General features: G+C 71.3%; 19 protein-coding genes and 2 pseudogenes. 9 read left to right on the plus strand and 12 right to left on the minus strand.

The genetic code is table 11. The features are described from left to right. Both ABEA93_RS07995 and ABEA93_RS08000 read right to left on the minus strand, forming a co-directional pair. Positions 1-171: transposase (locus ABEA93_RS07995; RefSeq protein ID WP_345674938.1), on the minus strand; the 171-nt coding region annotated here is incomplete at its 3' end. Between the two features lie 73 nt (positions 172-244). After that, on the minus strand, positions 245-1,651 hold the full coding sequence (locus tag ABEA93_RS08000) for a glycoside hydrolase family 71 protein (RefSeq protein ID WP_345674628.1): 1,407 nt from the start codon (positions 1,649-1,651) through the stop codon (positions 245-247). A gap of 584 nt (positions 1,652-2,235) precedes the next feature. Between ABEA93_RS08000 and ABEA93_RS08005 the strand changes: the two genes are divergently transcribed. Beyond that, complete coding sequence (locus ABEA93_RS08005) at positions 2,236-4,020, plus strand: arabinofuranosyltransferase AftB family protein (RefSeq protein ID WP_345674629.1); 1,785 nt, start codon at positions 2,236-2,238, stop codon at positions 4,018-4,020. A 10-nt stretch (positions 4,021-4,030) separates the two neighbouring features. Here the strand turns inward: ABEA93_RS08005 and ABEA93_RS08010 are convergent, their stop codons facing one another. Next, the gene (locus tag ABEA93_RS08010) at positions 4,031-5,296 is read right to left on the minus strand and encodes an amidohydrolase family protein (RefSeq protein ID WP_345674630.1); all 1,266 of its coding nucleotides are present in this window, start codon (positions 5,294-5,296) and stop codon (positions 4,031-4,033) included. Between the two features lie 173 nt (positions 5,297-5,469). Here ABEA93_RS08010 and ABEA93_RS08015 point away from each other — a divergent pair, with 173 nt between their 5' ends. After that, on the plus strand, positions 5,470-6,261 hold the full coding sequence (locus ABEA93_RS08015; protein ID WP_345674631.1) for a FadR/GntR family transcriptional regulator: 792 nt from the start codon (positions 5,470-5,472) through the stop codon (positions 6,259-6,261). 81 nt (positions 6,262-6,342) lie between these two features. Here ABEA93_RS08015 and ABEA93_RS08020 read toward each other — a convergent pair whose 3' ends face one another. Next, entirely contained in the window at positions 6,343-6,675 is a 333-nt protein-coding gene (locus ABEA93_RS08020; protein ID WP_345674632.1) for a DUF2218 domain-containing protein, read from the minus strand. 141 nt (positions 6,676-6,816) lie between these two features. On the opposite strand from ABEA93_RS08020, the gene ABEA93_RS08025 reads away from it, so the two are divergent. Beyond that, positions 6,817-7,323, plus strand: coding sequence for a MarR family winged helix-turn-helix transcriptional regulator (locus tag ABEA93_RS08025; RefSeq protein WP_345674633.1), 507 nt, complete (start codon positions 6,817-6,819; stop codon positions 7,321-7,323). A gap of 435 nt (positions 7,324-7,758) precedes the next feature. Beyond that, a pseudogene (locus tag ABEA93_RS42100) lies at positions 7,759-8,037 on the plus strand (DUF6221 family protein); the annotation flags it as partial. A gap of 178 nt (positions 8,038-8,215) precedes the next feature. On the opposite strand, the gene ABEA93_RS08030 reads toward ABEA93_RS42100, so the two are convergent. Together ABEA93_RS08030 and ABEA93_RS08035 are read right to left on the minus strand one after the other, a co-directional pair. Then, on the minus strand, positions 8,216-9,724 hold the full coding sequence (locus ABEA93_RS08030) for a GMC family oxidoreductase (protein ID WP_345674634.1): 1,509 nt from the start codon (positions 9,722-9,724) through the stop codon (positions 8,216-8,218). Beyond that, positions 9,721-10,650: an aldo/keto reductase gene (locus ABEA93_RS08035; RefSeq protein ID WP_345674635.1), complete on the minus strand. Its 930-nt coding sequence runs from the start codon at positions 10,648-10,650 to the stop codon at positions 9,721-9,723. The genes ABEA93_RS08030 and ABEA93_RS08035 overlap by 4 nt, the downstream gene beginning before the upstream one ends. A 194-nt stretch (positions 10,651-10,844) precedes the next feature. Between ABEA93_RS08035 and ABEA93_RS08040 the strand changes: the two genes are divergently transcribed. Next, positions 10,845-12,107 carry a DegT/DnrJ/EryC1/StrS family aminotransferase gene (locus tag ABEA93_RS08040; RefSeq protein ID WP_345674636.1) on the plus strand — a complete coding sequence of 421 codons (1,263 nt, stop codon included), beginning with the start codon at positions 10,845-10,847 and terminating at the stop codon, positions 12,105-12,107. A gap of 711 nt (positions 12,108-12,818) precedes the next feature. Then, entirely contained in the window at positions 12,819-15,047 is a 2,229-nt protein-coding gene (locus tag ABEA93_RS08045) for a HelD family protein (RefSeq protein WP_345674637.1), read from the plus strand. A gap of 85 nt (positions 15,048-15,132) precedes the next feature. Here ABEA93_RS08045 and ABEA93_RS08050 read toward each other — a convergent pair whose 3' ends face one another. The 3 genes from ABEA93_RS08050 to ABEA93_RS08060 form a co-directional block, all read right to left on the minus strand. Next, the gene (locus tag ABEA93_RS08050; RefSeq protein ID WP_345674638.1) at positions 15,133-16,512 is read right to left on the minus strand and encodes a vWA domain-containing protein; all 1,380 of its coding nucleotides are present in this window, start codon (positions 16,510-16,512) and stop codon (positions 15,133-15,135) included. 13 nt (positions 16,513-16,525) lie between these two features. Beyond that, positions 16,526-17,437: an AAA family ATPase gene (locus tag ABEA93_RS08055; protein WP_425584873.1), complete on the minus strand. Its 912-nt coding sequence runs from the start codon at positions 17,435-17,437 to the stop codon at positions 16,526-16,528. Positions 17,438-17,776: 339 nt separating this feature from the next. Next, positions 17,777-18,478, minus strand: coding sequence for a nucleotidyltransferase domain-containing protein (locus ABEA93_RS08060; protein ID WP_345674640.1), 702 nt, complete (start codon positions 18,476-18,478; stop codon positions 17,777-17,779). A gap of 371 nt (positions 18,479-18,849) precedes the next feature. On the opposite strand from ABEA93_RS08060, the gene ABEA93_RS08065 reads away from it, so the two are divergent. Continuing rightward, positions 18,850-20,028 carry an alpha/beta hydrolase gene (locus tag ABEA93_RS08065; RefSeq protein WP_345674641.1) on the plus strand — a complete coding sequence of 393 codons (1,179 nt, stop codon included), beginning with the start codon at positions 18,850-18,852 and terminating at the stop codon, positions 20,026-20,028. A gap of 64 nt (positions 20,029-20,092) precedes the next feature. On the opposite strand, the gene ABEA93_RS08070 is transcribed toward ABEA93_RS08065, so the two are convergent. After that, positions 20,093-20,215, minus strand: coding sequence for a hypothetical protein (locus ABEA93_RS08070; RefSeq protein WP_345674642.1), 123 nt, complete (start codon positions 20,213-20,215; stop codon positions 20,093-20,095). Between the two features lie 83 nt (positions 20,216-20,298). After that, positions 20,299-21,000 carry a helix-turn-helix domain-containing protein gene (locus ABEA93_RS08075; RefSeq protein WP_345674643.1) on the minus strand — a complete coding sequence of 234 codons (702 nt, stop codon included), beginning with the start codon at positions 20,998-21,000 and terminating at the stop codon, positions 20,299-20,301. A gap of 1,675 nt (positions 21,001-22,675) precedes the next feature. Between ABEA93_RS08075 and ABEA93_RS08080 the strand changes: the two genes are divergently transcribed. Together ABEA93_RS08080 and ABEA93_RS08085 are read left to right on the plus strand one after the other, a co-directional pair. Beyond that, positions 22,676-23,479, plus strand: coding sequence for an LOG family protein (locus ABEA93_RS08080; RefSeq protein WP_345674644.1), 804 nt, complete (start codon positions 22,676-22,678; stop codon positions 23,477-23,479). Between the two features lie 98 nt (positions 23,480-23,577). Next, positions 23,578-23,784 (plus strand): annotated as a pseudogene (locus ABEA93_RS08085) (aldo/keto reductase); the annotation flags it as partial. A 143-nt stretch (positions 23,785-23,927) separates the two neighbouring features. Here ABEA93_RS08085 and ABEA93_RS08090 read toward each other — a convergent pair. Next, positions 23,928-25,487, minus strand: coding sequence for an APC family permease (locus ABEA93_RS08090; RefSeq protein WP_345674645.1), 1,560 nt, complete (start codon positions 25,485-25,487; stop codon positions 23,928-23,930). Positions 25,488-25,529: the final 42 nt, after the last annotated feature.

Here is a 25,529-nt window from a genome sequence, read left to right on the forward strand (position 1 = left end):
CCAGGCACCGAACTCCCGTGGCATCTCCCGCCACTGCGAGCCCGTCCGGAACTTCCAGACCACCCCCTCGAACTGCTGCCGCAGCCGCTCGGGATACGGGCCATAGTCACCGATCGGCAGATGCGGCGCGATGAACTCCCACTCATCGTCCGTCAGTTGCGCTCGTGTCACACAACACGGTCTACCAGATCAGACCCTGCCGCGATGGCCACTCCCGCAAACTGATCACAACCAGATACGCGCCCTAGCGGCGGGCGCTGCCGGCCGCCACGTACTGCAGGTCCTGGACCGGCAGGGCGGGGTCGACGGGGAACGGCGAGGCGACCGTCGCGGCGGTGGTTCCCGAGCGGGTCACGGTGGCGCTCGGGGTGCCGTAGGCGAGCGGCACCGTCACCGCCACGACGCCGGGGCCTTCGGTGCGTTCCTGGGTGCGGTCGCCGGACTTGACGCGGACGGAGGCTGTTCCGGTGAGGAAGGCCAGCGCTTCCGCCGTGTCGCGGACGGGCGTGCTTCCGGGGCGCAGCTGCATGAACTTGGTCTGCCCGGCCGCGGTCGGGCGCGTCGCCGCAAGCTGGCGGCGGTGCGTCAGGTACACCACGTCACGCACGATCGCAGGTGCCTTGCCCGTCTTGAACCACGTCAGGTAGTACGAAGAAATGTCCAGATAGGCACGGCCGTTGTGGACGGAGGGCGCGAACTGCGTGCCCTCGGAGAAGTCGTTCCAGGTGGTGAGCTGCACCCAGTCGGCGCCGCCGGCGATGGCGCCGTTCCACGTGGCGCGCAGATTCTCGGTGTTCCCTGCTTCGTCGAAGATCCCTTGGTTGGGACGTTCGTCCTGGACGGACACGGGCTGCATCCACAGTTTGCCGAGGCCGTGCGCCTTGGCGGCGTCCGCGGCGATGGTGCTCTGCGCCTTGGGGCTGCGGTTGCCCCAGACCGAGAAACCCTGGCTGATCGGCGCGAAGGCCTGCGCGTTGGCGCCGAAGTTGAGGAAGACGGGTACGAGCGCCGCTTGCTTGCCGCGCTGTCCCATGGCGGCCAGGAAGTCACGCCACCACTGCACGGGCCGCTCCTCGGCCTTGAACGGCGAGACGACCACACGCCCGTCGTCGAACCGGTGCACCACGGGCGATCCGGCGAGGCCGGCGAGCGCGGTTGCCAGGCCGGCCGGGTCGAGGCTCTTGATCTGCGTCGCCGTCATGTCGGGCATGAGCACGATCCGGAAGCCGGGATCGACCTTTTCCGCGGCCTTGACGAGGAGGTCGACGCGCTTGCGGTGGGGGCTGGACGGGTCGAGGTTGAGCAGGTCGACGGTGAAGCCGTCGATACCGGCGGAGACCGCGTTGCGTACCTCGGTCTCCATGTCCTGCAGTTCCCAGTCGCCGGAGAGCGGCGCCCGGGGCAGGGGGCTGTCGCGGAGCAGTCCGCCGTACGGCTTGTGCTTGCCGCCTTCGCCGTCGGGGTTGAGATAGTTCTTGCGGTAGTAGTCGGCGTCTCCGGCCGCGTTGTTGAGGGAGACCGGGTACGGGGTGAAGTAGTGCGCGAACACCTTCTTCCCCGAAGCACGCAGGGCGGCCGTACCCGGCAGGTCGAACGGCAGCGGGCCGGTCGCCGCCGGCGAAGCCGCGCCGGTGGGCGATGCCGCGGGCACCGCCGAACCGGCGGGCCGCGCCGCGTCGGCAGGGGCGCCGGTCGTCTTCGCGGCGCGGCGGACGCGGAAGGCGGCGCGGCGGAAGCGCTGCCGTGCGCCGTGGGTTCACCGGGCTCGCACGCGGCCGTCGCGGTCAGGGCCGCGGCCGCGATCACGGCCGCGGCCAAACGCCGGGCGCGGGGGCGCCGGTACGCAGTATTTCCGGGCATGCTCATGCTTTCCGTCGGGGGCGGGATGCCGGGGACCCTACGCCGCGCCGCGCACCGCGCGATATCCGCACAACGCCGGACGCCGACGGCGAACTGCATTGTCGCCAAAGGGGTTTGACATGCGCACGCCCCGCCCGGCAATCGGCCCACTGCCCACCCCGGACCCAGCGTGCGGTCCGGCAGCACCGTCGACGTGCGCGGACGCGTTGCTCCGGCGGCTGCACCCCGTCCACAGGCCATATGCCAGGCCCCGGCGCGGCGAACCGTTGACCCATACAACCAGTCGTTAGAATCGCCCTTGGTCGGACGCGGGCTGCCGAACGCCCGTGCGGCCGCGGCGCGCCCGCACGCAAGGGCCCGCCCCAGGGGGATTCCGTGAGCACTGTCGAGGCCATCCGCACGCCGTCCTCCACGGCATCGCGGACCGATCCGCCTCGGCAGTGGACGACTTGGTGGAATCTCGCGGTCGTGGCCTTACCCGTCGCACTCCTCGCACTCCTCGGCTGGCGGCACCGCGCCCTCACCGACGACGGCACGATCTTCCTGCGCACCGTGCGGCAGATCCTGGCGGGCAACGGACCGGTACTCAACGCCGGGGAACGCGTCGAAGCGAACACCAGCACGCTGTGGCAGTGGCTGCTCGCCTTGCTGGGCTGGGTGTTCCCCGGCGACATCGGCTTCATCACGGTCGTCACCGGGCTCGTCTTCACTACCGCCGGACTGGCCGTCGCCTGCGACGCCACGCGCCGCCTGCACGCGCGCCGCGCCCGTCGACCGATCCCCCTCGCCCCCGCGGGCATCCTCGTCTTCCTCGCGCTGCCCCCGTTCTGGGACTTCTCCACCGCCGGGCTGGACACCGGCCTCGGCACGCTCTGGCTCGCCGGCTGCTGGTGGCTGTTCGTCCGCGACGCCGACCCGGCCCGGCGCGGCACCGGCGGACTGCCCGCCGCGGCCTGGTACGGCGCCGGATTCCTGGTACGCCCCGAACTCGCCGTGGTCACGGCCGCCTTCCTCACGGGCGCCTGGCTGCTGCGGCGTCCGTCGTGGCGTCGCACCGCGGCGTGGCTGGCCGTGGCCGGCGCGGGATCGGTGGCCTACGAGATCTTCCGCGCCGGCTACTACGGGCTCCTCACACCGATGCCCGCGCTCACCAAGGAGGCCGGGGAGACCGAACTCGGGCTGGGGTGGCGCTACGGCGCGGACTTCGCCGCCCCGTACTTCCTCTCCATCCCGCTGGCGGTCCTGGCGGTGGCCGGTGCCGTATTCTTCCGGCGCGCGGGCACGCGCGACCGGATCGTCACCGGGACACCGGTGGTCGCGGCAGCGCTGCTGGCGGCCTACGTGGTCAAGGTCGGCGGCGACTACATGCATGCCCGCATGCTGCTGCCACCGCTGTTCCTCGCCCTGCTGCCGGTGCTCGTCGTACGGGCCACGCGGTCACTCGCCACGGTGTCGTTGGCCGTGACCGTGTGGGCGGTGGCGTGCATCGGCCCGTGGCATCCCTCGGCCTTCACGCCGACGGCCGGCGCCGCCGGCGCCAAGACCGTCGTCGTCCACACCAGCGACATCGGCATCACGGGCACCCGCAATGCCGACCGCACCGATGACTGGCTCCGGGCGTTCCCCGAACTCCGCGCCGCGATCGCCCAGGGCATGGCGGGCCCCCAACCGGTACTCCTACATCTGCGCCCCGGCGACCACGGCTTCGACTCCGCCGTGCCACTCAACCCGGCATATGCGGATACCCAGGTCTCCGTGCCCGGCTGGTATTTGGGCGTGACCGGCGCCGCCGTCCCCCTCGACCAGCGCATCGTCGAGATGTGGGGCCTGGCCAACACCGTCGGCGCCCACCTCGAATACCCGGACGACTGGCGCGAGTACTGGCCCGGCCACCGCAAGCTCATCGACGACGTGTGGCTGCTCGCCCTCGAACTCGACCCCCGCGTCACCGAGCCACCGCCCGGCTACCCCAAGGCCACCGCGGCCGGGCTGGCCGCCGCCCGCCATGCCCTGAGCTGCGGCGACCTCAAGGAACTCCTCGACTCGACCCGGGAACCGCTCACCGTGAAGCGCTTCTGGAGCAACCTGACGGGGGCGGCGTCCCGTACTGCGCTGCGTATCCCCCGCGATCCGATCGCCGCGGAGGCCCGCTTCTGCTGACCGTGGCCACTCAGGCCGAGTGCCGTGCCGCCAGTGCCGGGTGCTCGGCGCCGAAGTGGTCGATGAAGACCGAACCGAGGGCGTCCGCGGCGACCTCCTCGCGGGCCAGCGGGCGGGCGACGTCGGCGACGCGGGGACCGCACCGCGCGGCGAGCGGGGCGAGGGCCGCCAGGTCGAAGCCGTAGAAGCGGGCGGCGTTGTCGGCGAGCATCGCGCGCACCTCGTCCTCCGGCACGTCGGCGAAGGTCAACCGCAAGGCTTCGAGGGTGTAGGGGAACGACCCTTCGGCGTGCGGGTAGTCCGCGCCCCACATGATGTTCGCGACGCCGATCCGGTGCCGCATCGCGCACTCGGCGGGGCGCAGCGGGCTGGAGCCGAGGAAGCAGTTCCGGGCGAAGTACTCGCTGGGGAGCATGCTCAGGCCCTGGATCATGTCCTTGCCGAAGAAGTGCTGGGACGTGCCGTCGAGCGGCATGACGTGCACGAACTGGTCGAGCTTGGCCAGTTCGCGCGGCACCCAGGCGGATCCCTGCTCGGTGAAGGCGACCTTGAGCCGCGGGTAGCGCTCGAACACGCCGCCGAAGATCAGGTGGGCGAGGACGCGGTTGGAGAACCAGGTGATCTCCGACAGCAGGACGGCGAGGCCGCGCGGGTCGTGCGGGTATTCGGGGACGCCGCCGCCGCTGTGCAGGTTGACCGGCACGTCGAGTTCTTCGCATGCCGCCCAGATCGGGTCGTAGACCGCGTCGAACAGCGGCGGGAGTGCGGAGCCCGGCGGGATGCCGGGCACGAGGATGCCGCCGAACAGCCCGGATTCCTTGAGCCGGCGGATTTCGGCGACCGCGTCGTCGATGTCGTTGAGCATGATCTGCGCGACCCCGGCGCGGCGGCCGGGCGTCTCCGCGCAGAAGTCGGCGAGCCAGCGGTTGTGGGCCCGGAGTCCGGCCCAGCGGAGTTCGTAGGCGTGCCGGTCGTGCGGCGGCGGCGGGACGAAGAACTGGGTCTGCGGGTAGAACGGCGGCACGGTGTTGGGGAAGACGACCTCGCCGACGATGCCCTGGGACTCCAGGTCGGCGTTGCGGATCCGGGTGTCCCAGTTGCAGTCCTGCGCCTTGCTCAGCAGGTGTTCGCTTTCGAACGGGTTGACGTGCTGCCGGGCCCAGGCGTCGAAGGCCTCGTGGTGGGTGCTCGCCAGGTAGGGGCGGTAGTCGAGCAGGTCGGCGCCGGCGTGCCCGTCCGACGAGATGACGGTGTAGCGGCTGTCCTCTATGCGCATTTTCTTACCTCGTTTCCAATTGCGGGGAGCAAGGTCGGTGCTCTGCGGTGGCTAAGTTAGCTATCTTAGCTATCAAAGACAACACAGGGTCCGGCTCCGTACGATGAAGCCCGCACCCCGCCCGCACCCTCACCGCCCGCAGCCCCGCCCGAGACCGGAGACCCGCAGTTCCGATGGATGCCGAAGCCGCCGCCCGCACCGGACAGCCCCGCCGCATGCCGGTCCGGGGTGTGAGCGTCGCCGAGGGTCTCGCCGACGTGCTGCGCGACCGGATCCTCGACGGCGGCATGCACGACGGCGATCTGCTGCCGAAGCAGAGCGAACTGCTGGACGAATACAAGGTCGGCAAGACGACGCTGCGCCAGGCGATCCGCATCCTGGAGACCGAGGGCCTGGTGACCGTGCGCCGCGGCAACACCGGCGGCCTCGCGGTGCAACTCCCCAGCGAGGCCGACGCCGCCCGGACGTTCGGCCTGGTGCTGCGCAGCCGCCGCGTGCCGCTCGAAGACCTCGCCGCGGCCGTCCGCAATCTGGAACCCACCTGCGCGGCAATGTGCGCGGCACGCGCCGACCGCGCCACCGAAGTCGTGCCGCAGCTGCGGGCCTTGCACGAACGGTGCGTGCAACTTGTCGACGATCTCCCCGCGTTCGTGCGCGCGTGCCGCGAATTCCACGAGGGGCTCGTACGGTTGTGCGGCAACACGACCATGCAACTGCTGCTCGGCACCGCCGAAACGCTGTGGACGGTGCACGAGCACGACTGGGCGGACGCCGTCCCGGTCGGGTCCGACTTCACCGACCGCATCAAGTCCGGCCTCGACGTGCACCGCCAACTGGTCGACCTCATCGCCGCGGGCGACGTCGACGCCACCCACGCGCTGTCCCGGCAGCACGTGGAGTACGCGCAATCCCACCCGCTGGAGGCCCGCCCCGGCATGGGCATCGCGTCACTGCCGGACCGCTGAGCGAGAGGGTCGGTGGCGGTGGCGCGGCGCAGGGGCGCGCCCTCGCGGAGACCCTGCCGCCGCGCCTCCCGCGGCGTTTCGTCACTCGTCGCCGGCGAACCGCTGCGTCGTCCCCTCCGTCCCGTCCTCGCGGCGCCAGGCGGCGACCAGTTCGTCCTTGGCGCCGAAGCGGACCAGATGACGTCCGAGGACGTCTTCGACGCCGTCCAGGCGCTCCGCCGACGCGTCCACCGCCATGACCAGCACGCCCGGCTCGGCGCGCAGCTCCGCTTTCGCGCCGTCCGGGAACTCGACGCTGCCGACGCCGGACTCGTCGTCCCACGCGGTGGCCAGCCTACGGCCGAGGTGCGAGGCGAGCTGCTTGGCGTAACGGCCGGGGCGGTCGGTGGTGACGTGGGCAAGGGATCGGGGCATGAGGTTGCTCCTCGGCACGTGATCGGGCACGGTGGGACACATCCCGCCGCATAGCGGGCTTGAATCATATTGAGCTTAGCTCAGCATATCGACGAGTTTTCTCGCCCGCGTCCCCGACGCGCTCACTTTCGGAGGTCGGCCGTGACGGCTGCCACCGGCCTCGAACTGGCCGACGCCCTCACGCACACCGCAAAGCGCATCCGCCGCGCCGCGCTGCACCGCCTCGCCCCCCTCGGCCTGACGCCCGCCCAGGGCCGCGCGCTGCACGTCATCGCCGCCGCCGACGGCACCCTCCGCCCGGGCGGCCTCGCCGACCGCCTGCACATCGCCCCGCGCTCCGCCACCAGCGTCGTCGACGCCCTCGAATCCCGCGGCCTCGTCACCCGCGCCCCGGCTCCCGACGACCGCCGCGCCACCGTCCTCCACATCACCGCCGCCGGCACCGCCATGCTCACCGCCAGCCGCGAAGCCCGCGAAGCAGTCGCCACCGACTACTTCACCGCCCTCACCGACACCGACCGCGCCACGCTGCTGGCCCTCCTCGCCAAAGCCGAAGCCGCCCACGCCCCCGACTCCGAATTCACCCGCAAGCCGGGCGACCACCCCCACAGCCACAAGCACGGCCACGGTCATGGCCACCACCACTGACACACCCGACGACCCGACGGCACCGGCACCCCCGTCGAGCGCGGCCGGGCCGGACTCGCTTGAGACGCCGGGGTAATCGTCCCCTCGTATTGACGTCGCGCGATGGGCCTCGTCCACAGAACTACATCACGGAGATGCTCGCCGACCACGACCGGAAGACGGAACGGGACGCGGCCACCGCCGCACGCGAGAACACACCCGAGCCCGCGAAAGTTCCGCAGCGGCATGTCCTCCCGACCACCCGCACCTTGCCTCGGCCGGCCGCGTCGCCGTATACGCGGCCGGCCTGCAGACGCTCCGGACCCTGACCGCGCCGGCCGGAGACCGCCGCGCCATGGCCGATCCCCGCATCACCGGCGGCTGCGCCTGGCCCTCACCCACCTCGCGCAGCTTCGCGCGCGAGCCGGAAGCAGGCTCCACCACACTCCTGTTCTGATGCCACGGACTACCGGTTCGAGCCGGCCCGGGTTGGGAGGAGACCAGCCCCCTGTTCGAGGCACTGGTCGATTGTCTCCGCGCCCGACTCCCGAACGACCGGCCGACCACATCGCGCGTTGCGATCCCGCCTGGGTCATCGCCGAGGTCGACGCCGAGTGCACTGTCGTCGGTGCCCACGCGGCCGCCGCCCGCACCCGTCCCCCGGCGGATCACGCCTCGGCCCTCCGCGATGTCCCGGCCGTCCTGGCTGCCGTCTGCCGCGACCACCCGGGCCACCGCGACGCATGGCCGACCGGCCCCGTCGCACAGTCCCCGGCTGCCCCCACCGACCGGGCCCGACCAGCGTCGTACCCCGGCGACCCGCCGAGACCCCGCCGCCGGCGGGCCCCGTCCGACCGCACGCGGACGGGGCCGCCGCCGAATCCGGCAGCGGCCCCGTCACGTCCCCTCCCGCCTACCCCCGAGCGGCGATCAGCTCCGCCCCCAGCTCCGCCAGGGCCGTCACCAGCAGGTGGGTGTTGGCGCGCGGGACCGTCGGTACCACCGACGCGTCGACGATGCTCAGGCCGTCGAGGCCGTGGACGCGGAGTTCCGCATCCGCCACGGACGTCGACGCGTCGTCGCCCATCCGGCAGGTACCCACGCCGTGGTAGAAGGCGTAGTGGCTCTCGTCGATCAGCCGGTCGAGGACCTCGTCGGTCTCCTCCGCATCCGCGGCCACGGCGGCCTTGTCGAGCGCCAGTCCGGAGCCCGCCACCACACGCGCCGCCAGACGCCAACCGTCGCGCAGCCGGGCCCGGTTGTCGGGGTCGGCCGCGAACGGCCAGACGATCCGTGCGGGGTCGGAGACCTCCGCGCCCGACGGCGTGATGCTCCCCGCCCCCGTCGGAAGCTGCAAGGCGACACTGATCTCGATCTCCCGGCTGCCGTCCGGGTTGCGGCGGGCGACCGGGGTGAGCTGGATGTCGTGCCGCCGGTCGCTGCCGGGCGCGGTGGCCCGGGCGATCGTCTGCAGCGTCGGCGCGCCCTCAGGGGTGCTCGACGGGTCGACCGCCGCCCGGTACGAGATCACCAGATGGTCTGTCAGGTTGCCCCCGACGGCCGGGAGTTCGTGGACGACGTCGAGCCCGAGGCCGCGTATTCCGGCAGCCGGGCCGATGCCCGAGCGCCACAGCAGCAGCGGGTTCTGGACGACGCCCGCGGACAGGACGACCTGTCCGGCATGCACGATCCGGCCGTCCGCGCACTCGACGCCGACGACGCGGCCGTCGGCGACGAGCAGCCGGGCGACGTGGCAGTCGCCCCACACGGCCAGGTTCGCGCGGTCGCGGACCGGGTCGAGGTACGCGACCACGTTCGAGACCCGGTCGCGGTCGTTGCGGTTCATCGGGATCGGCCCGACGCCCGTCGACCCGGGGCGGCTGTGGTCGGCGCAGAATTCGAGGCCCGCGTCGAGGCAGCCGGTGACGAAGCCGTGCTGCAGCGGTGTCCAGTCCGGTTCCGCGTGCCGCACGATCGGGATCGGGCCCGCATCGCCGTGGTAGGCGTCGCCGCCGAAGTCGAGGTCGTTCTCGATGCGGTTGAGGTAGCCGAGCATGCGGTCCCAGCCGAGCGCGGCCGGCCACGACGCGAAGTCCTCGGGTTCCGGGCGCAGCGCGACGGCGCCGTTCGTCGCGGACGATCCGCCGACCACGCGGCCGCGCGCGTAGTTGAGTTCGCGTCCGCCGGTGGAGGCGACCTTGTCGCCCCAGTTGTAGGGCCACGCAACCGGCTTGGAGAGCGTGCGGAGTTCGGCGGGGAGTTCGGCGACCCGGTGGTCGGGGCCGGCTTCCAGCAGCAGGACCGAGCGTCCCGGGTCCTCGGACAGCCGGGCGGCGAGCACGCAGCCCGCCGACCCGGCGCCGACGATCACGACGTCGGCGGTCGCCGAGGCGCCGGGCATCCCCGAAGGGGTGCCCGTCACGCCGCGCCGCCTTCGCCGATCGCGGCGAGGACGTCGGCCGGGTCGACGGCCCAGTCGGCCGCGGCGGCGTTCGCGTAGACCTGTTCGGGCTTGGTCGCGCCGCTGATCACGCTCGGCACGCCGGGCTGGGCGGCGAGCCAGGAGACGGCGAGTTCGAGGAGGGTGCGGCCGTGCGCGTCGGCGTAAGCGCGCAGCTTCTCGACCTTGGCGAAGTTCTCCGGCGTCGCCACGGACGCGAAGTACGGCATGTCGGCGAACCGGCTGCCGTCCGGGAACGCCTGGTCCGCGCGGTACTTGCCGGACAGGAGCCCGGACGCCAGCGGGAAGTAGGGGATGACGCCGATGCCGTACGCGCGGCTCGCCGGGACGATCTCCGCCTCGACGCCGCGGGTGAGCAGGTTCCATTCCACCTGGGCGGCGGCGAAGCGGGCGGTGCCCAGTTCGCGGGCCACGTACTCGGCCTGGACCATCTCCCACGCGGGCAGGTTGGACGAGGCTATGGTGCGGACCTTGCCGGCCTTGACCAGGTCGTCGAGGGCGGCGAGGGTCTCGTCGATCGGCGTCGACGCGTCCGGGAAGTGCAGGTAGTACAGGTCGATGTAGTCGGTGCCGAGCCGCTTGAGGCTGGCTTCGGCCGCGGCGACGACGTGTGCGCGGCCCGCGCCCTGGCCGTACGGCATCTTGCTGCCGAACTTGGTGGCGATCACGGCCTGGTCGCGGCGGGCGCCGAGGGCCTTGCCGAGCATCTCCTCGGAGGCGCCGCCGCCGTACATGTCCGCGGTGTCGAACAGCGTCACGCCCGCGTCGAGCGCGGCGTCGACGACCGCGCGCGTCTGGTCCTCGTCGATCCGCATGCCGAAGTTGTTGCAGCCCAGACCGACCGCCGACACCCGCAGGTCCGACGTGCCGACGTTGCGGTAATCCATCGCTCAGGTCCTCGTCTCTCGCCGTTTCGTCCGGGCGGCCGGGCGGGCGCCTCTGCGGTGCCGGCCCGGCCGTCCGCGGTTTCGCTCACCCACCCTACCCCCCTTTTCATGGCTATCATGGCCATGATAGCTCTACAAGAGCTGCACAGCACCGCACCGACCACCCCACCGAACCGCCCCCGAGGAGCTTCGCCATGTCCGAAAACCCGGCCGGCACCGCCGCCGACGCCGCCGAGACCGCCGCGGACCGCAAGGTCGTCTACGCCACCGCCGTCTACGACCAGGCCGAAATCGACGCCGTCAACCGGGTCCTGACCCAGGGTCAGAACGGCCTGCGGATCGGCGAGAACGTCGCCGAAATGGAGCGCCTCGTCGCCGACCTGTTCGGCAAGCGGCACGGCGTCATGGTGTCCTCCGGCTCCGCCGCGCTGTTCCTGGCCGTCGAACTCCTCGGCCTGACACCCGGAACCGAGGTCATCACCTCGCCGCTGACGTTCTCCACCGACCTGTCGCCGCTCCTGCGCGCCGGGCTCGTGCCGGTGTTCGTCGACGTCGAACCGGACACCTTCCAGGTCGACGTGACGAAGATCGAAGAGATGATCACCGAGCGCACCGGCGCCCTGCTGTTCCCGAACCTGGCGGGCAACGCCCCCGACTGGGACGCGATCCGGGAGATCGCCGACCGGCACGACCTGCCGGTGATCGAGGACTCGTGCGACGCGGTCGGCAGCACCCTGCACGGGACGCCGACGGGCACCCGCTCGGACATCTCGGTGACCAGCTTCTCGCTGTCGCACATCATCACCGCGGCGGGCCAGGGCGGCATGGTGATGCTCGACGACGACGCGCTGCGCGACCGCTGCCTGACGCTGCGCGGCTGGGGCCGCCGCTCCGAGACGCAGCTGTTCGGTTCGAAGGCCGGGTCGCGGGACTTCTGGACCGACCTGGACGGCATCGCCTACGACAACATGTTCATCTTCGACGAGGCCGGCTGGAACTTCCTGCCCACCGAGATCTGCGCCGCGTTCGGCGTCCCGCAGGTCCACAAGCTGCCCGGCAACCGCGCGCGACGCCGGCGCAACTACGACCTGTACACGGAGATCCTCGCCCGCCACCCGGAGGCGTTCGTGGCGCCGCGCCAGATCCCCGGCCTGGACACGGCGTGGCTGTCGTACTGCTTCCTGATCCGCCCCGACGCCGGCTTCACCCGCAGCGACCTCCAGCAGTACCTGGAGGGCCACGGCATCGACACCCGCGTCGTGTGGACCGGCAACGCGGCCCGGCAGCCGTTCATGAAGAACGCCGAGTTCCGCGTCCCGGAATCCGGTCTCCCGGGCGCCGACGAGGTCATGGAACGCGGAATGCTGATCTCCTGCAACCACGGCCTGACCGACGAGAGCATCGCCTACGTGGGCAAGCACATCGAGGCTTTCCTGACGGAGCGCAAGGGGCAGTAAGCCTGACGGTCGCGAAAGGCCCCGCGACGACCGGGGCATAGACGACCGGGGATAAAAGGGACGCGGCCCGGGTTCGGACGTGTGGGGGATTCCCGCTGCACGCAACGACCCCGGGCCGCGCCGCCGCCAAGGCTTCTCGGCGGCACGCGCCGCGGGACGGGCACGGTCCGCGCCGGACTCCCCGGCGCGCCCGGACGACCCGACGGCCGCCACTCCACCCGGAGCCGCGAGGCAAACCGGCCCGGTCTGCCCGCCACACTTGCGCGGCCAGGCAGCGCCGCCCCGAACCACGCTCGGGCGCTCCGCACCGGCGACACGGGATGGGGCTCGCTCCACAGGCGGACCGGCACCGCGCGTCCGTGCCGCGAACCCACGCACTACCGGCAGCCACCGCCCCAAGCCCCGCCCCACCCGGCGCGGCATTTCGGCCCCCTTGGCGCCGCGCTCCCTCTCGCCGCGCCTGGCTCCGCCCAACCCGAGCGCCCGCCACGCGGCTCCCGCGCACCGGCACCCACGCCGGCTCCGGCCGACCTCGCCCGCCCGGCATTCGGCTCCCGCAGCGCCCCCACCGCAAAAAACCCCGGGCCGTCGGCCTCGGGGTTAATTCTCGGTGCTATATTGATTCTTTCCGCATTCCGTGCCACACGGAATCGCGGAGTAAACAACTGGAGTCATCATATCCGCCCGGGAGTCGAATTGTCAAATGCGGAATTGGGGCACGAGCAGGAATTCGTCGATCTGCTTTACGCGCGCCTTTCCGAGCTGCAGGACCGCGCCGCGGCCGCGGTGGAGGGCGCGCTCGGGCGTGAGGACGGCGGCACCCGGCAGGCCCGCATCGAGCGCGACATCGAAGTCGCCGAGCAGACCCGGCTGCTCGCCGCGTTCAACGCCGGTGAGACCGGCCTCTGCTTCGGCCGCCTGCTCTTCCGCGACGGCGCCGACCACCACATCGGCCGTATCGGTATCCGCCGCGACGACACCGAGCACACTCCCCTGGTGATCGACTGGCGCGCCGACGTCGCGCGCCCCTTCTACCTCGCCACCGGCCACACGCCGATGGGCCTGCGCCGACGCCGGCACATCACCACCACCGGCCAACGGGTCACCGACCTGCACGACGAGATCCTCGACCTCGACGACCACGAGCGCACCGGGTTCGAAGGCTCCGACGCCGACGCCGTCCTGCTGTCCGCCTTGGACGCCGCCCGCACCGGCCGCATGCACGACATCGTGCAGACCATCCAGGCCGAGCAGGACCGCATCATCCGTGCCCCGCACCAAGGCGTCCTCGTCGTCGAAGGCGGCCCCGGCACCGGCAAGACCGCCGTCGCGCTGCACCGTGCCGCGTACCTGCTGTACGCGAACCGCGAGCAGCTCACCCGCCGCGTCGTCCTGGTCGTCGGCCCGAACCCGGCGTTCCTCGGCTACATCGAGGACGTGCTGCCGTCCCTCGGCGAGACCGGTGTGCTGTTCGCCACGCCCGGCGAGCTGTTCCCGGGGGTGAAGGCGACCGCGGTCGACGAGCCCGCCGCCGCGGAGATCAAGGGCCGCGCGGCGATGGCGGAGGTCCTCGGCCGGTTCGTCGCCGACCGGCAGACGATCCCCGACCTGCCGCTCGTCGTCGACCACGACGGCGACGAACTCCTCCTCGACGCCGACATCGCCCGCGAGGCGCGCCGCCGTGCCCGCGAGTCGCAGCTGCCGCACAACCTGGCCCGGCCGCGCTTCGCGTCCGCGGTCATCGACGGGCTGGCCTCGCAGCTCGCCGACCGGATCGGCGGCGACCCGTTCGGCGGACCGAACTTCCTCAACTCCGAGGAGATCGCCGAGATCACCATGGGTGTCGCGGAGAGCGCCGACGTGCAGACGGCCATCGACGAGCTGTGGCCGCCGCTGACGCCCGAACAGGTCGTCGCCGACTACCTCGCCGACCCGGTCTACCTGCGCGACGACGAGGCCGCCGCGATCCGCCGCCCGGTCACCCGCGAGTGGACCGTGTCGGACGTGCCGCTGCTCGACGAGGCCGCCGACCTCCTCGGCGAAGACGACACCGAGACCCGCCGCAAGGCCGAGATCGAGCGGCGGCGGCGCATCGAGTACGCGCAGGGCGTGCTCGACCTCTCGTACGGCTCCCGCACCCAGGAGTTCGAGGACCGCGAGGACGAGGAGTCCGAAGTCCTCAGCGCCCACGACCTGGTCGACGCCGAGCGCCTCGCGGAACGCCACGAGGAAGCCGACCACCGCAGTGCCGCCGAGCGCGCCGCCGCGGACCGCACGTGGGCGTTCGGCCACATCGTCGTCGACGAGGCGCAGGAGCTGTCCCCGATGGCGTGGCGGCTGCTGATGCGCCGGACGCCGACGAAGTCGATGACGCTGGTCGGCGACCCGGCGCAGACGTCCGAGCCGGGCGGCTGCGGTTCGTGGGAGCGGATCCTGACGCCGTTCGTCGAGGGCCGCTGGGAGCTGACCCGGCTCGGCGTGAACTACCGGACGCCGACCGAGATCATGCAGGTCGCCGCGGAACTCATGCGGGCCGCGGAGGCCGGCTTCAACCCGCCGGAGTCGGTGCGGTCGACCGGTGTCGCGCCGTGGGCGCGGATGACCGCGGACATTCCGGCGGCCGTGGCCGACGCGGTCGCCGAACACGCCGATCCGGCGCGGCGCCTGGCCGTCATCGCCCCGGCGGAGTACCAGAACGACTTGGCGAAGGCCCTGCCGGATGCGTCGGCGGGTCTCGTTCCGGACCTGGCCAATCCGGTGGTGCTGCTGGAGCCGCGGCAGGCGAAGGGGCTGGAGTTCGACACGGTGCTCGTCGTGGAGCCGGCCGAGTTCACGCTGCACGACCTGTATGTGGCGCTCACCCGGGCGACGCAGCGGCTCGGCGTGATCCACTTCGGGCCGCTGCCGCTGGGGCTGGAGAGCCTGCAGCCGGTGCCGTGAGACCGCCGCCGCGGCCCCAATTCCCTCGACTGGGGAGCAGGGCCGCGGCGTCGCGGCCCGTCAGCGGCCGGAACGGCCGGAACGGTCAGGCCAAGTCCTCGATGAACTGGCCGAGTTGTGCGAGGTTCCGGCATTCCGCCATCGGCACGACCTTGTCGTAGGTAGAGGACGCCGAGTCGCCGGTGTCCCAGTCGCGGGCCGGCTCCGGGTTGAGCCAGTGCGCGCGGCGGGCCTTGCCGGCGACGCGGGCGAGGGTGGACAGGGCGAGCGGGCCGTAGTTGGAGCGGGCGTCGCCGAGGATCAGCAGGGCGGTCTTCGGGCCGACGACGTCGGGATAGCGCTCGGCGAAGAGTTCGAACGCGCGGCCGTAGTTGGTGCGTCCGCTCACCCAGGTCAGGTCGGCTTCGGAGGTCATCGTCTTCATCGCGTCGCCGACGTCGACGCCCGGCGCGAAGTACTTGGTGACCTCGTCGAGGTTGTCGATGAACGCGAACACCCGCACCTTGGTGAACTGTTCGCGCAGTGCGTAGGCGAGCAGCAGGGTGAAGTGCGCGAACGACGACACCGAGTCGCTGACGTCGCACAGCACGACCAGTTCGGGCTTGTGCGGCCGCCGCGGCCGGTGGAAGGTGCGCACCGGAACGCCGCCCGTGGACAGCGACGCGCGCACCGTGCGCCGGAAGTCGAGCCGTCCGCGCCGCCCGGCCTTGTGCTTGATCGCCAGCCGGGTGGCCAGCCGTCGCGCCAACGGGTGGACGGCGCGGCGGAGTTCGGCGAGGTCCTTCTTCGTGGCGCGCAGGATGTCGAGGTTTTCCAACGGCGGCCGCACGGCGACTTTCGCCACCCGTTCGGTGCCCTTGTCCTCGGCGACCCGGCGCCGGGTCTCGCTGACGATCATCTCGTTGAGGTCGGCGATGCGGTCTTCCAGCATCTGGCGGGCGCGGCGTTCGGCGAGGCCGCCGCGTTCCTGGCCTTCGAGGACGGCACGCAGGAGCCCGGCCATGAGCGTCCGCGGGTCGAGCGCGGAGCCGACGGCGTAGGTCGACCAGGCGGGGCGGGCCGCGGACGGCGACTGGCCGAACGCGGCGACGGCTTCGCGGACGAGTTGCCGCATGCCCGCTTCGTCGCCGTCGAGCAGCAGGTCGAACAGTCGTTCCCGCATGGCTTCGGCGAGCGGGTCCGGCTGCCGGGGCCCGGCGGTCTTGGCGGGGCGTTCGGGCGGCGGTCCCGCGGCACCGTCGCCGACGGCGGCCGGGAACCACAGGTCGAAGAGAGTGTCGAACGGCGGCCGGTGCGAGGGCCGTTTGACGACGGTGGCCGCGTAGGCGGCCCGGAGGGCTTCCCGGTCGACCAGGTCGAGGACGGTCAACGCCCGTGCCGCGTCCAGCCCTTCGGCGAGCGACACCGGCAGTCCGGCGCCGCGCAGCGCGTCGAGGAATCCCACATGCCGGTCGAGGAGAGCCATGGTGTGCCGTCTCTCAGCTCAGCTCGGCGTCGGGCAGCCCCAGTTCCTTGGCGGCCCGGCCGTGGTCGGAGACGTGCTTGAGCACGACGCCGAGGGTCCGCGCGATCGCGGCTTCGTCGAGGGTGTCGGCCTGCAGGGCGAGCAGGGTCCGCGCCCAGTCGATGGTCTCGGCGATCGACGGCGACTTCTTGAGGTCGAGCGCGCGCAGCGTCGCGACGGTCCGCACGAGCTGCTCGGCGAGCGCCTCGTTGATCCCGGGCACCTGCCGTACGACGATCTCGCGTTCGCGCTCGGGCGTCGGGTAGTCCAGGTAGAGGTAGAGGCAGCGGCGCTTGAGCGCTTCCGACAGCTCCCGCGTCGCATTCGACGTCAGCAGGACGAACGGCTTCCGCTCGGCGGCGACGGTGCCGAGTTCGGGGATGGTCACCTGGAAGTCGGAGAGGACTTCCAGCAGCAGGCCCTCCACCTCGACATCGGTCTTGTCCATCTCGTCGATGAGCAGGACGGTCGGCTCGCTGCGCCGGATCGCGGTGAGCAACGGCCGCGACAGCAGGAACTCGTCACTGAAGATGTCGTCGTGCGTCTCGTTCCAGTCCTGGCCTTCGGGCGTGGCCTGGATCCGGAGGAGCTGCTTGCGGTAGTTCCACTCGTAGAGCGCGCGGCCCTCGTCGAGCCCTTCGTAGCACTGCAGCCGGACCAGCCCGGCGCCGGTCGCCGCGGCGACGGCCTTGGCCAGCTCGGTCTTGCCGACACCGGCGGGGCCTTCGACGAGCAGCGGCTTCCCGAGCGCGTCGGCGAGGAAGACGGTGGTGGCGATGTGCGCGTCGGCCAGGTAGTCCCCCGCCGCCAACCGCTCGCGCACGTCCTCGGGCGAGGCAAACAACGACGAGGTCACGGGCACTCCTCCGGGCCGACAAGAATCCATTTGACTAGGTCAAATACTACTGACCCGGTACGCGCAGGTCAGCCCCCGGGGGCACCGTACCCCGCAAGCTCAACGGGCAGTGAGGCCGAGGACCGCCAAAGGCAGGACGATCGCGCCTGCTCCGGCGACAACTCCGCCCAGTCTCCGCAGAAAGTCGGGGCGCCGGATACCAGGACCGCCGGGAGAACGCGCGTTCAAACGGTCGGACATCCGCAGCGCGACGTTCCGGTAGTCCAGCGCGAGCGGCAGCCCAGACCCAGCGCGACGACCGACCACACAGCGAAGAACCAGCATGACGCCGGGTCCGCGGACGCGCTCACGGCGCCCGGCAGCACGGCGCTACGCCCCTCGGACGGCCGACGCCAGGCGTATCTCCACCAGGAGCCGTTCCACCCGGGCCGTGTCCGGCGTCTCCGGCAGGACCGATTCGATGGCGTCGAGCCGGGCGACCTCGCGTTCGAACAGCTCGGCGAAGGCGTCGGGGTCGGTGGCGGCCAACTCGCCCGCGGCGAACAGCTCGTCGCGCTGGTCGGAGACGTCGACGGTCAGGTACCCGGTGGCCAGCAGGCCGCGGGCCTGGCGCAGCAGGCGCAGGCAGTGGCGGCCGTGCTTGGCGGTGCGGCGGGTCAGGTCGGCGGCGAAGCCGGGCTTGCCTTCGCCGTGCCGGGTGCGGAGCTTGTGCGCCTGCTGGATGGCGTAGCCGGTGTAGGAGCGGCGGATGGCGCGGGTGGACAGGAACGCGTCGCGTATCTCGACGAGGGCCCGCCCGGTCTCGGTCTGCACGACGTAGTCGTCGAGCCACAGCAGTTCCCCGACCGTCGGATTGCCCTTGAGGGCGAGGGTCGTGAACTTGTACAGCTCGTGGAGGGTCACGTCGGGGTGGGTGGTGACCCGGGAGCCGGTGAGCGCCGCGGGCCCGTGCAGGCCGAAAACATCCTCGGGGTCGGCGAGGTAGACCCCGAGGCGGTCCTCGTCGGACCCGGCGGTGGCCAGGCCGTACGCGGTGGAACCCACCACGCCCATGAGCAGTGTCGTCGGCATCGCATCAGTCTCGGGCACCCGGCCCGCGCGGCGGAACCGCTTTTCGGCCAGGGCAGTCCGACCATCGGCCGATACCGGGACGACTTTGGCATGCGCGCGTACGACCTCCAGGTGACCCGTGCTCCAGACCATCGGCCGATGCCGGACGCGGGACCCGGCCGCGAGGATGGGATCCGCACCGATGCCGTCACCTTTCGGGCGCCACGCGCGTAACACCGACGAAGCGGCGAACCGCGCAAGCAAGCGGACGCGTCCCCTTCCCCAGGGGTGTGTCCGCGGCCGTGCCGAGGGGGGCGGGTGCCGCGGGGCACCGGGGGAGGCCTGGGGGGCGGGCGGCATTGCCGACCCTCCGCGGAACGGGAGGAAGGGCGATGGGCAACGGGTTGGCTGCCCGGCCGGCATGGGATCTGGACATCACCAGCGGGTGGTTCGTCCTGGGCATGACGGTGGTGACGGTGGGGGCCGTCGTGGCGACGGTGCTGACCTGGCAGCGCAGAAGGCTGAAGCGCACGCGCAGGATCGTCACGCTGATCTTCACGCAGCTGATGGTCACGCTGACGATCCTGACCGCGATCAACAGCCGGATGTACTTCTACAGCACGGTCTCGGACGTCCTCACGATCGCCGACGGGCCGCCCGCACCGAAGGTGCACGTGCCGCACGTGAAGGCGCCCGACCTGGCGACCACCGCGGCGCTGCCCGCGGGACCCGGCGCTCCGGCCTGGATGCCGCCCGGCGGCAAGGTCGACACCCGGCACGGCGTGCTGGTGTCGACGTCGGTCAAGGGCGCCAAGTCGGGGCACCACCTGCCCGCGAACGTGTACCTGCCCGCGGCCTACTTCGATCCGGCGCGCGCCGCCGAGCGGTTCCCGGTGATCCAGCTCCAGTCCGGCTATCCGGGCACGCCGAGCACGTGGATACGCCGCATGCGGATAGAGAAGATCCTCGCCGGGCTCATGGAGTCCGGGAAGATCCCGGCGTCGATCGCGGTGCTGCCCGAGCAGAACCCGGTCGACGGGCGGGACAGCGAGTGCGTGGACGCGGTGGGCGGCGCGCGGGCGGCGACCTACCTCGGCGAGGACGTGCCGGCCGCCGTCGAGGCGAACTTCCGCACCGCGGAACGCCCGGCGCGCTGGGGCATCATGGGCTACTCGACCGGCGGGTTCTGCGCGGCGAACCTCGCCATCAACTACCCGGACCGGTTCGGTGCCGCGGCCAGCCTGTCCGGCTACTACAAGGCGATCACCGACATGACCACCGGCGACCTGTACAAGGGCAACGAGGAAGTGCGCCGGGCGAACAGCCCGATCGTGACGATCGACCGGCCCCGGGCGCGCCCGCTGCGGATGTACCTGTTCGCGGCGCGCGGCGAGGGTCCGGCGGTGAAGGACATGCAGCATTTCGCGGCCCGGTTCCGGGCGCCGAACGAGGTGACGACGGTCGTCGCCCCGTCCGGCGGCCACAACTTCCACACCTGGGCCCTCGGCATTCCGGACGCCCTGGCGTGGCTGGGCCGCGCGATATCCCCGCCGCCGGCCGTTGCCGGCTGAAAGGTGCGGGGCGCTTCCGCGGCCCGGCGTCGAGGACTCTCGGCGCCCGGCCGCGGAGGGGCGGTCAGCGCTGCGTCGCGGCGACGATCACCAGCGTGCCGAAGATGACGGCGAATCCGAGGACGTATATGGAGAGCCGGATCCACATGCCGTTCTCGCGGCTCTTCTCCGATTCCTGGGCGGACATTGCCGGGGCCTTTCTCTGGGTGCGTCGAAGACGTCGGCGCGGCGTGGCGCGGTGCCCGGGCGCGGGCGGCGACGCGGGACGCGTCAGTGCGACGGTGGAAGGCAGGCCGAGAAGGCGACCATCGCCGGCGCCGCGTGCACCATCAGGAACTCGACCGGGACGTGGTCGTCGGCGGATTCCATGACGTGCGAGAGCGCGGAGTCGAAGTGCGCGACATCGCCGGGGGCGAGCAGGTGGACGACGCCGTCGAGGGTCAGCCGGAGCTGGCCCGCGGTGACGTAGAGCCACTCCTCGCCCGGGTGCACCCGGGCGGGCCCGTTGGCGCGGCCGGGCGGCACCTGGACGCGGAGCGCCTGCATGCCGCGGCGCGGGCTGCCGGCCCGCCAGTACGTCCAGCCGTGCGCCTTGAACGGCTCGGCGGCTTTGGCCCGGATGATGGTTTCTTCACCGGCGCCCGCCTCGCCGAGCAGCGTCGACACCGAGGTGGCGTAGACCCGCGCGAGGGTGAGCAGCGCGGGCAGCGACGGCTGCCGGCGCTCGTTCTCCAGCCGGGAGAGGTAGGCGACGGACAGGCCGCTCACCCCCGCGGCGTCCTCCAGGGTGAGCCCGTGCGCGAGCCGGGCCTGCTTGAGCCGGTCGCCGAGGCCGGGGGCGGCGGTCTCCGGCCCTTGGGAGGTTTCCCGTCGCGCGGGGGCAGCCGGACCCGGTCCGGAGCCCGGCGGCACCGAGGGGGCCGTTCGGCCCTGGCGCGGGGATTGCGGAGCGCGGAATGATCCTGCGGACATGGTGAGAATGTAGGCAGACTTAGCCTCGCTGGCAATTTTCTTGCCTACGAGGCAAATTTTCGAGAAGAACGCGGCTGATGTGCGCACTCCATTTTGCCTATCCGCCGCCGCCCGCGCCCCCGAAACACCCAAGCCGACAAAACCGCCCGCACCAGCCCGGAACCTGCGGCGGACGACAACGCCGACGCCCCGGCTGTCCCGCCGGAAGGCGCAATCCTCGGCAACGACGGGGGGCTTGCCGTCGAGCAGCTCTTCCGGTTGCCGAGCGGCCGCAGCCGCCATGCGCGCGTAGGCGGCGGCCCCCGGTGTGCCGCGGCGCTCAGCCGAGTTCGAGGGACCGGTGCAATGCGGCGCCTGGCGACGACCGCAGGGTCTGCACGTGGCCGGACTGCGGGCCACACGCGATGCCCGGTCCGCGGCGGGGCGACGGTGGCGGCCTCCGACACCCGGATAAGCCCAGTCACCGCCGGGTCCCGCACGGCGCTCCGGGCCAGGGCAAACGGGGTGCTCCCGGCCGGCTTCCCGGCATCCGGGACGGCGAAGGTCGCCCAGGAGAGGTGGTGGTCAGCTTTCGTCGGGGCGATGCCGCTGCCGAGCAAGTGGAGGCCCGGGCTGTAGAGCACATGGTCCTGCATGCCGCCCCAGAACGTGGTGGGCCGCTCGTCGAGCGCTTCGTCGAGGCCCAGCCGTTCGAACACGCCGGGCAGGGTCGTGCCGGGATTCCCGTGGTTCAGGTCCCCGGCGAGGACCGGCGCTGCGTCCAGGTCTCCGAGGGTCCGGGCGAGGTAGCGGTCCAGGTCCCGGGCATGGGTCGCCCCGGAGCCCGACGCGTGGTCGTAGCCGAGGAATTCGAGCGGGTTCAGATGAGAGCGCGCCGCATAGCGGATGCAGCGTGGCGCCCGGTACGTCACGGCAAGGACGTCCGGCGCGGGATCGGGGTGGTTTTCCGGATCATGGTCTTCCGCGGGGCCGGAAGTGGAGGCGCAGCTTGCGGCCTCGGCGCCGGACGGGGCAGACAGGGCGCGGCACCGGGAATCCCCCGCTTCAACTCTGTGGAGTCCCCCGTGCGCAAACTCAGGAACGGCGCCTTCGTGGCAGCCGCCCTGGTCGGTATCTCGGCCAGCACTTCCGGGTGTTCGACGTCTGCAAGGACGGGCGCGGCAGCTACAGCTTCACCCACTTCGCCACAGCCTGACCGTCGGGCGAGTAACCCGCCGCGATCCGCTGGAGGGGTTCATCCGGTCACTGCCGCGGGCGAGAACGACGCTGCCGGCGCGAACACGTCACGTCCGCCCACACCCGCACCACTGCCGGAGGCTCAGCAGCACGCGACGCGGTCCGGCCGCTTCCTGACGCCAACGCCCCGTAGTGGCGGACGTTGCACCGCGGAGCGGAACGCGCGTCCCACTGTCACGGATACGTTCCGGAACGAGGACCCGCTTCTGGCCCCGCCCTGGCTCGTGGGAAGCTCACCCGGAGATCGGCGGAAGTTCCGTGTCACGATGCCGCGCTGCACCCTCGTGACGGCTAGTAGTACTGGGGCTAGTAGTACTGGGAAGGGCCTACTTTGGCGATAGAGCGGCCGAGACTATGGGACCCGCGCACAGACATCGCGGAGTACGCGGCAGATCTCGAGAGGATTGCCTGCGTCCTCAACGGCTTCGACCGTGGCTGGGTGACCATCATTGGAACGGCCCGCCCGTTGCAACGTGGCGACCAATATTACGACTTGGCGGAGTCGACCGCCTATGAACTGGGCATGGCGGGGTACGGCATCGTGACGGGAGGCGGGCCCGGTGTTATGGAGGCCGCCAACCGTGGTGCCCAGCGCGCAGGCGCGCCGTCCGCCGGACTCAATCTGATTCTGCCGTCCGAGCAGGGGTCAAACGCTTTCGTCGACCCGCAGAGAAACGTGTTCTTGCACTCGTTCTACAGCCGCCTCAAAGGCCTGCTCAAGGACACTCGCGGGCTTGGTGTCCTCCCCGGGAGCCAAGGCACACTGGACGAGGTCACCCGGGCGTTCACTGAATTCGGCACACGCAAAAGCCCCGCTGCGCCAGTCGCTTTCGTGGGTACAACGTTCTGGGCGGGCCTGGAGACGTGGATGGAGCACGGAAAGGAGGAAGGGATTCCCGCCCGCCCGCGGCATCTGCTGACCGACGATCCTCGCGAGGCCGCCGCATACATCCGGCAGGAGGACGAACGACTCTCCGAGCTGCGCAGACGGCAGGAGACGTTGCGTAAATCCCAATGCGCGGCCGTGGGTATCGTCCGCGCGTCTCCACAACTGTCACAGAAGCAGGGCGATCAGCAATCAAGGCATCACAAAGGACCGGACCGTCCATGGCAGCCGACGATCGTGCAACGAGGCCGTGCACAGGCGAGGCAGCACCGTGCCGATCGGGAGACAGCCCGCTATCGCGAGTGGATGATGACAGGCGGCCGGACCGTCGAACGCGGGCTGGGTCCGGAACGGTGACCCGAGAACGCCCACGCACGGGGCGTAAACGCCTCACCTCACACCTGAGTGCGGTTCCTGTCGGACACCCCGAAGACGCCGAGGCTCTGACGCGATCGATCCGGACCTCGGCGCTGTCGGCGGCCGCCGCTCGATCGGAGGCGACGCAGATGTCCGTCGCGTTGGCCTGGCCGTTGCCGCGATCACCGAACATCCCGTTCCTCCCCGGCACGTCATCCACGGCCCACCTGCGAGAGAACATCGCCGGCGCGGGACTCGCCCTCTCTCATGAGGACCTAGCCGAGCTGGACGACATCGGCCGCTGAATGCCCCGGAGCCGAACGGCCCACAACCCGCGACCGGAGCCACCGTTCACGCCCCGGCCCTGGTCCCCTGCGCGAAGGGGGCGGCTTGCTCGGCGCGCGTGTCCGGGTGCTCTCGCGGCGTTCGCCGAGGAGCCGTCCGAGCCTCAGTCCTCGTCCGGCACCAAGACCGGTGTGTCCACCTTCAGCACCTCGCCGCGGAAGAAGCGCGGGCTGCGGCGCGCCGTGACCTCCATGAAGATCGCGCCCAGCAGCAGCACGCCGACGCCGATGACGAACACGCTGCCGATGCCGAACACCGAGCTGCCGCTGCCGTAGTCGGGGTTCCACGCGTCCACGAGCGTCTTCACGAAGATCGCGCTCAGCATCAGGCCGCCGATCAGCGGCATGGCACCCTTGATGAAGAAGTCCCGCACACTGCGCCGCAGATCGTGGCGGAAGTAGCGGACGCTGGAGAACGCGGTGAGGGCGTAGTAGAAGCAGATCATCAGGCCGAGCGCGGCGATCGTGTCCTCCAGGACCGACGTGCTGACCAGGGTCATGACGGTGTAGAAGACGCCGGTGACGACGCCCGCCGTGACGGTCGCGAAGCCGGGGGTCTTGTAGCGCGGGTGGACGCGCGCGAACGCCGGCGGCAACGCCTCGTACGTCGACATCGCCAGTGCGGTGCGCGCCACCGGGATGAACGTGGTCTGCAGGCTCGCCACCGAGCTGGCCAGGACCGCGATGAACAGCATGATCCCGAAGCCGGAGCCCATCACCGGGTCGGCGAGCTTGGCGAAGATGTTGGTGTCGTCGCTGTTGAGTCCGAGCCCGGTGTCTCCGACGCCCGCGACCATGAGCGTCGCGATGCCCGTCATCAGGTAGGCGCACACGATCACCACGAGCGTGACCATGGCCGCGCGCCCGGGCACCTTCCGGCCGCCCGCGGTCTCCTCGTTCATGGTCAGGGCGGTGTCCCAGCCCCAGTACATGAAGATCGACAGGGAAAGTCCCGCGGTGAGTGCGGCGAAGTTCTCCACACCGAACGGGTTGAGCCAGCCGAACGAGAACGACAGCGACGTGTCCGGGAAGTCGCCCGAGGTCGCCTTGCCGATCGCCATGGCGATGAACACGGCGAGCACCGCGAGTTGCAGCACGACGAGGAAGTACTGGACGCGCTTGGTGACCGTCATCCCGCGGTAGCTGATGGCGGTCGCGATCGCGATGAACACCATGCAGGTCGGAATGTGGATGGCTTTGTTGCCGTCCCAGGAGGCGACCCAGTCGCTGTCGAACAGCTTGCCGAGCGTGAGGTAGAAGAACGACGTCCCGATGCCCGCGAGGTTCGACAGCACGATGATCGTCGCCATGACCAGCCCCCAGCCGGTCATCCAGCCGACGCGCGGCCCGAACGCCTTGACCGTCCAGGTGAACGACGTGCCCGCGTCCGGCACGACCTTGTTCAGCTCGCGGTACGCGAACGCCACCAGCAGCATCGGGACGAACCCGATGAGGAAGATCGCCGGCAGGTGCACGCCGACCTCGCGCACGGTCGGCCCGAGCGCGCCGGTCAGCGTGTACACCGGCGCGACCGTGGAGATCGCGACGACGACGCTGCCGACCAGGCCGATGGCGTTGTGACTGAGGCCCTTGTCCTTGAGGTCCGGTTCGTTCTCGTACCGGAGCTCGGGCGAGCCGTGGTGCGCGCCGTGCTGATCACGCATGTTCTGGTTGGTCACAATCGACCAGAGTAGGACAGGTTCAAC

Source organism: Yinghuangia aomiensis, from assembly GCF_039542225.1.
Taxonomy (GTDB): domain Bacteria; phylum Actinomycetota; class Actinomycetes; order Streptomycetales; family Streptomycetaceae; genus Yinghuangia; species Yinghuangia aomiensis.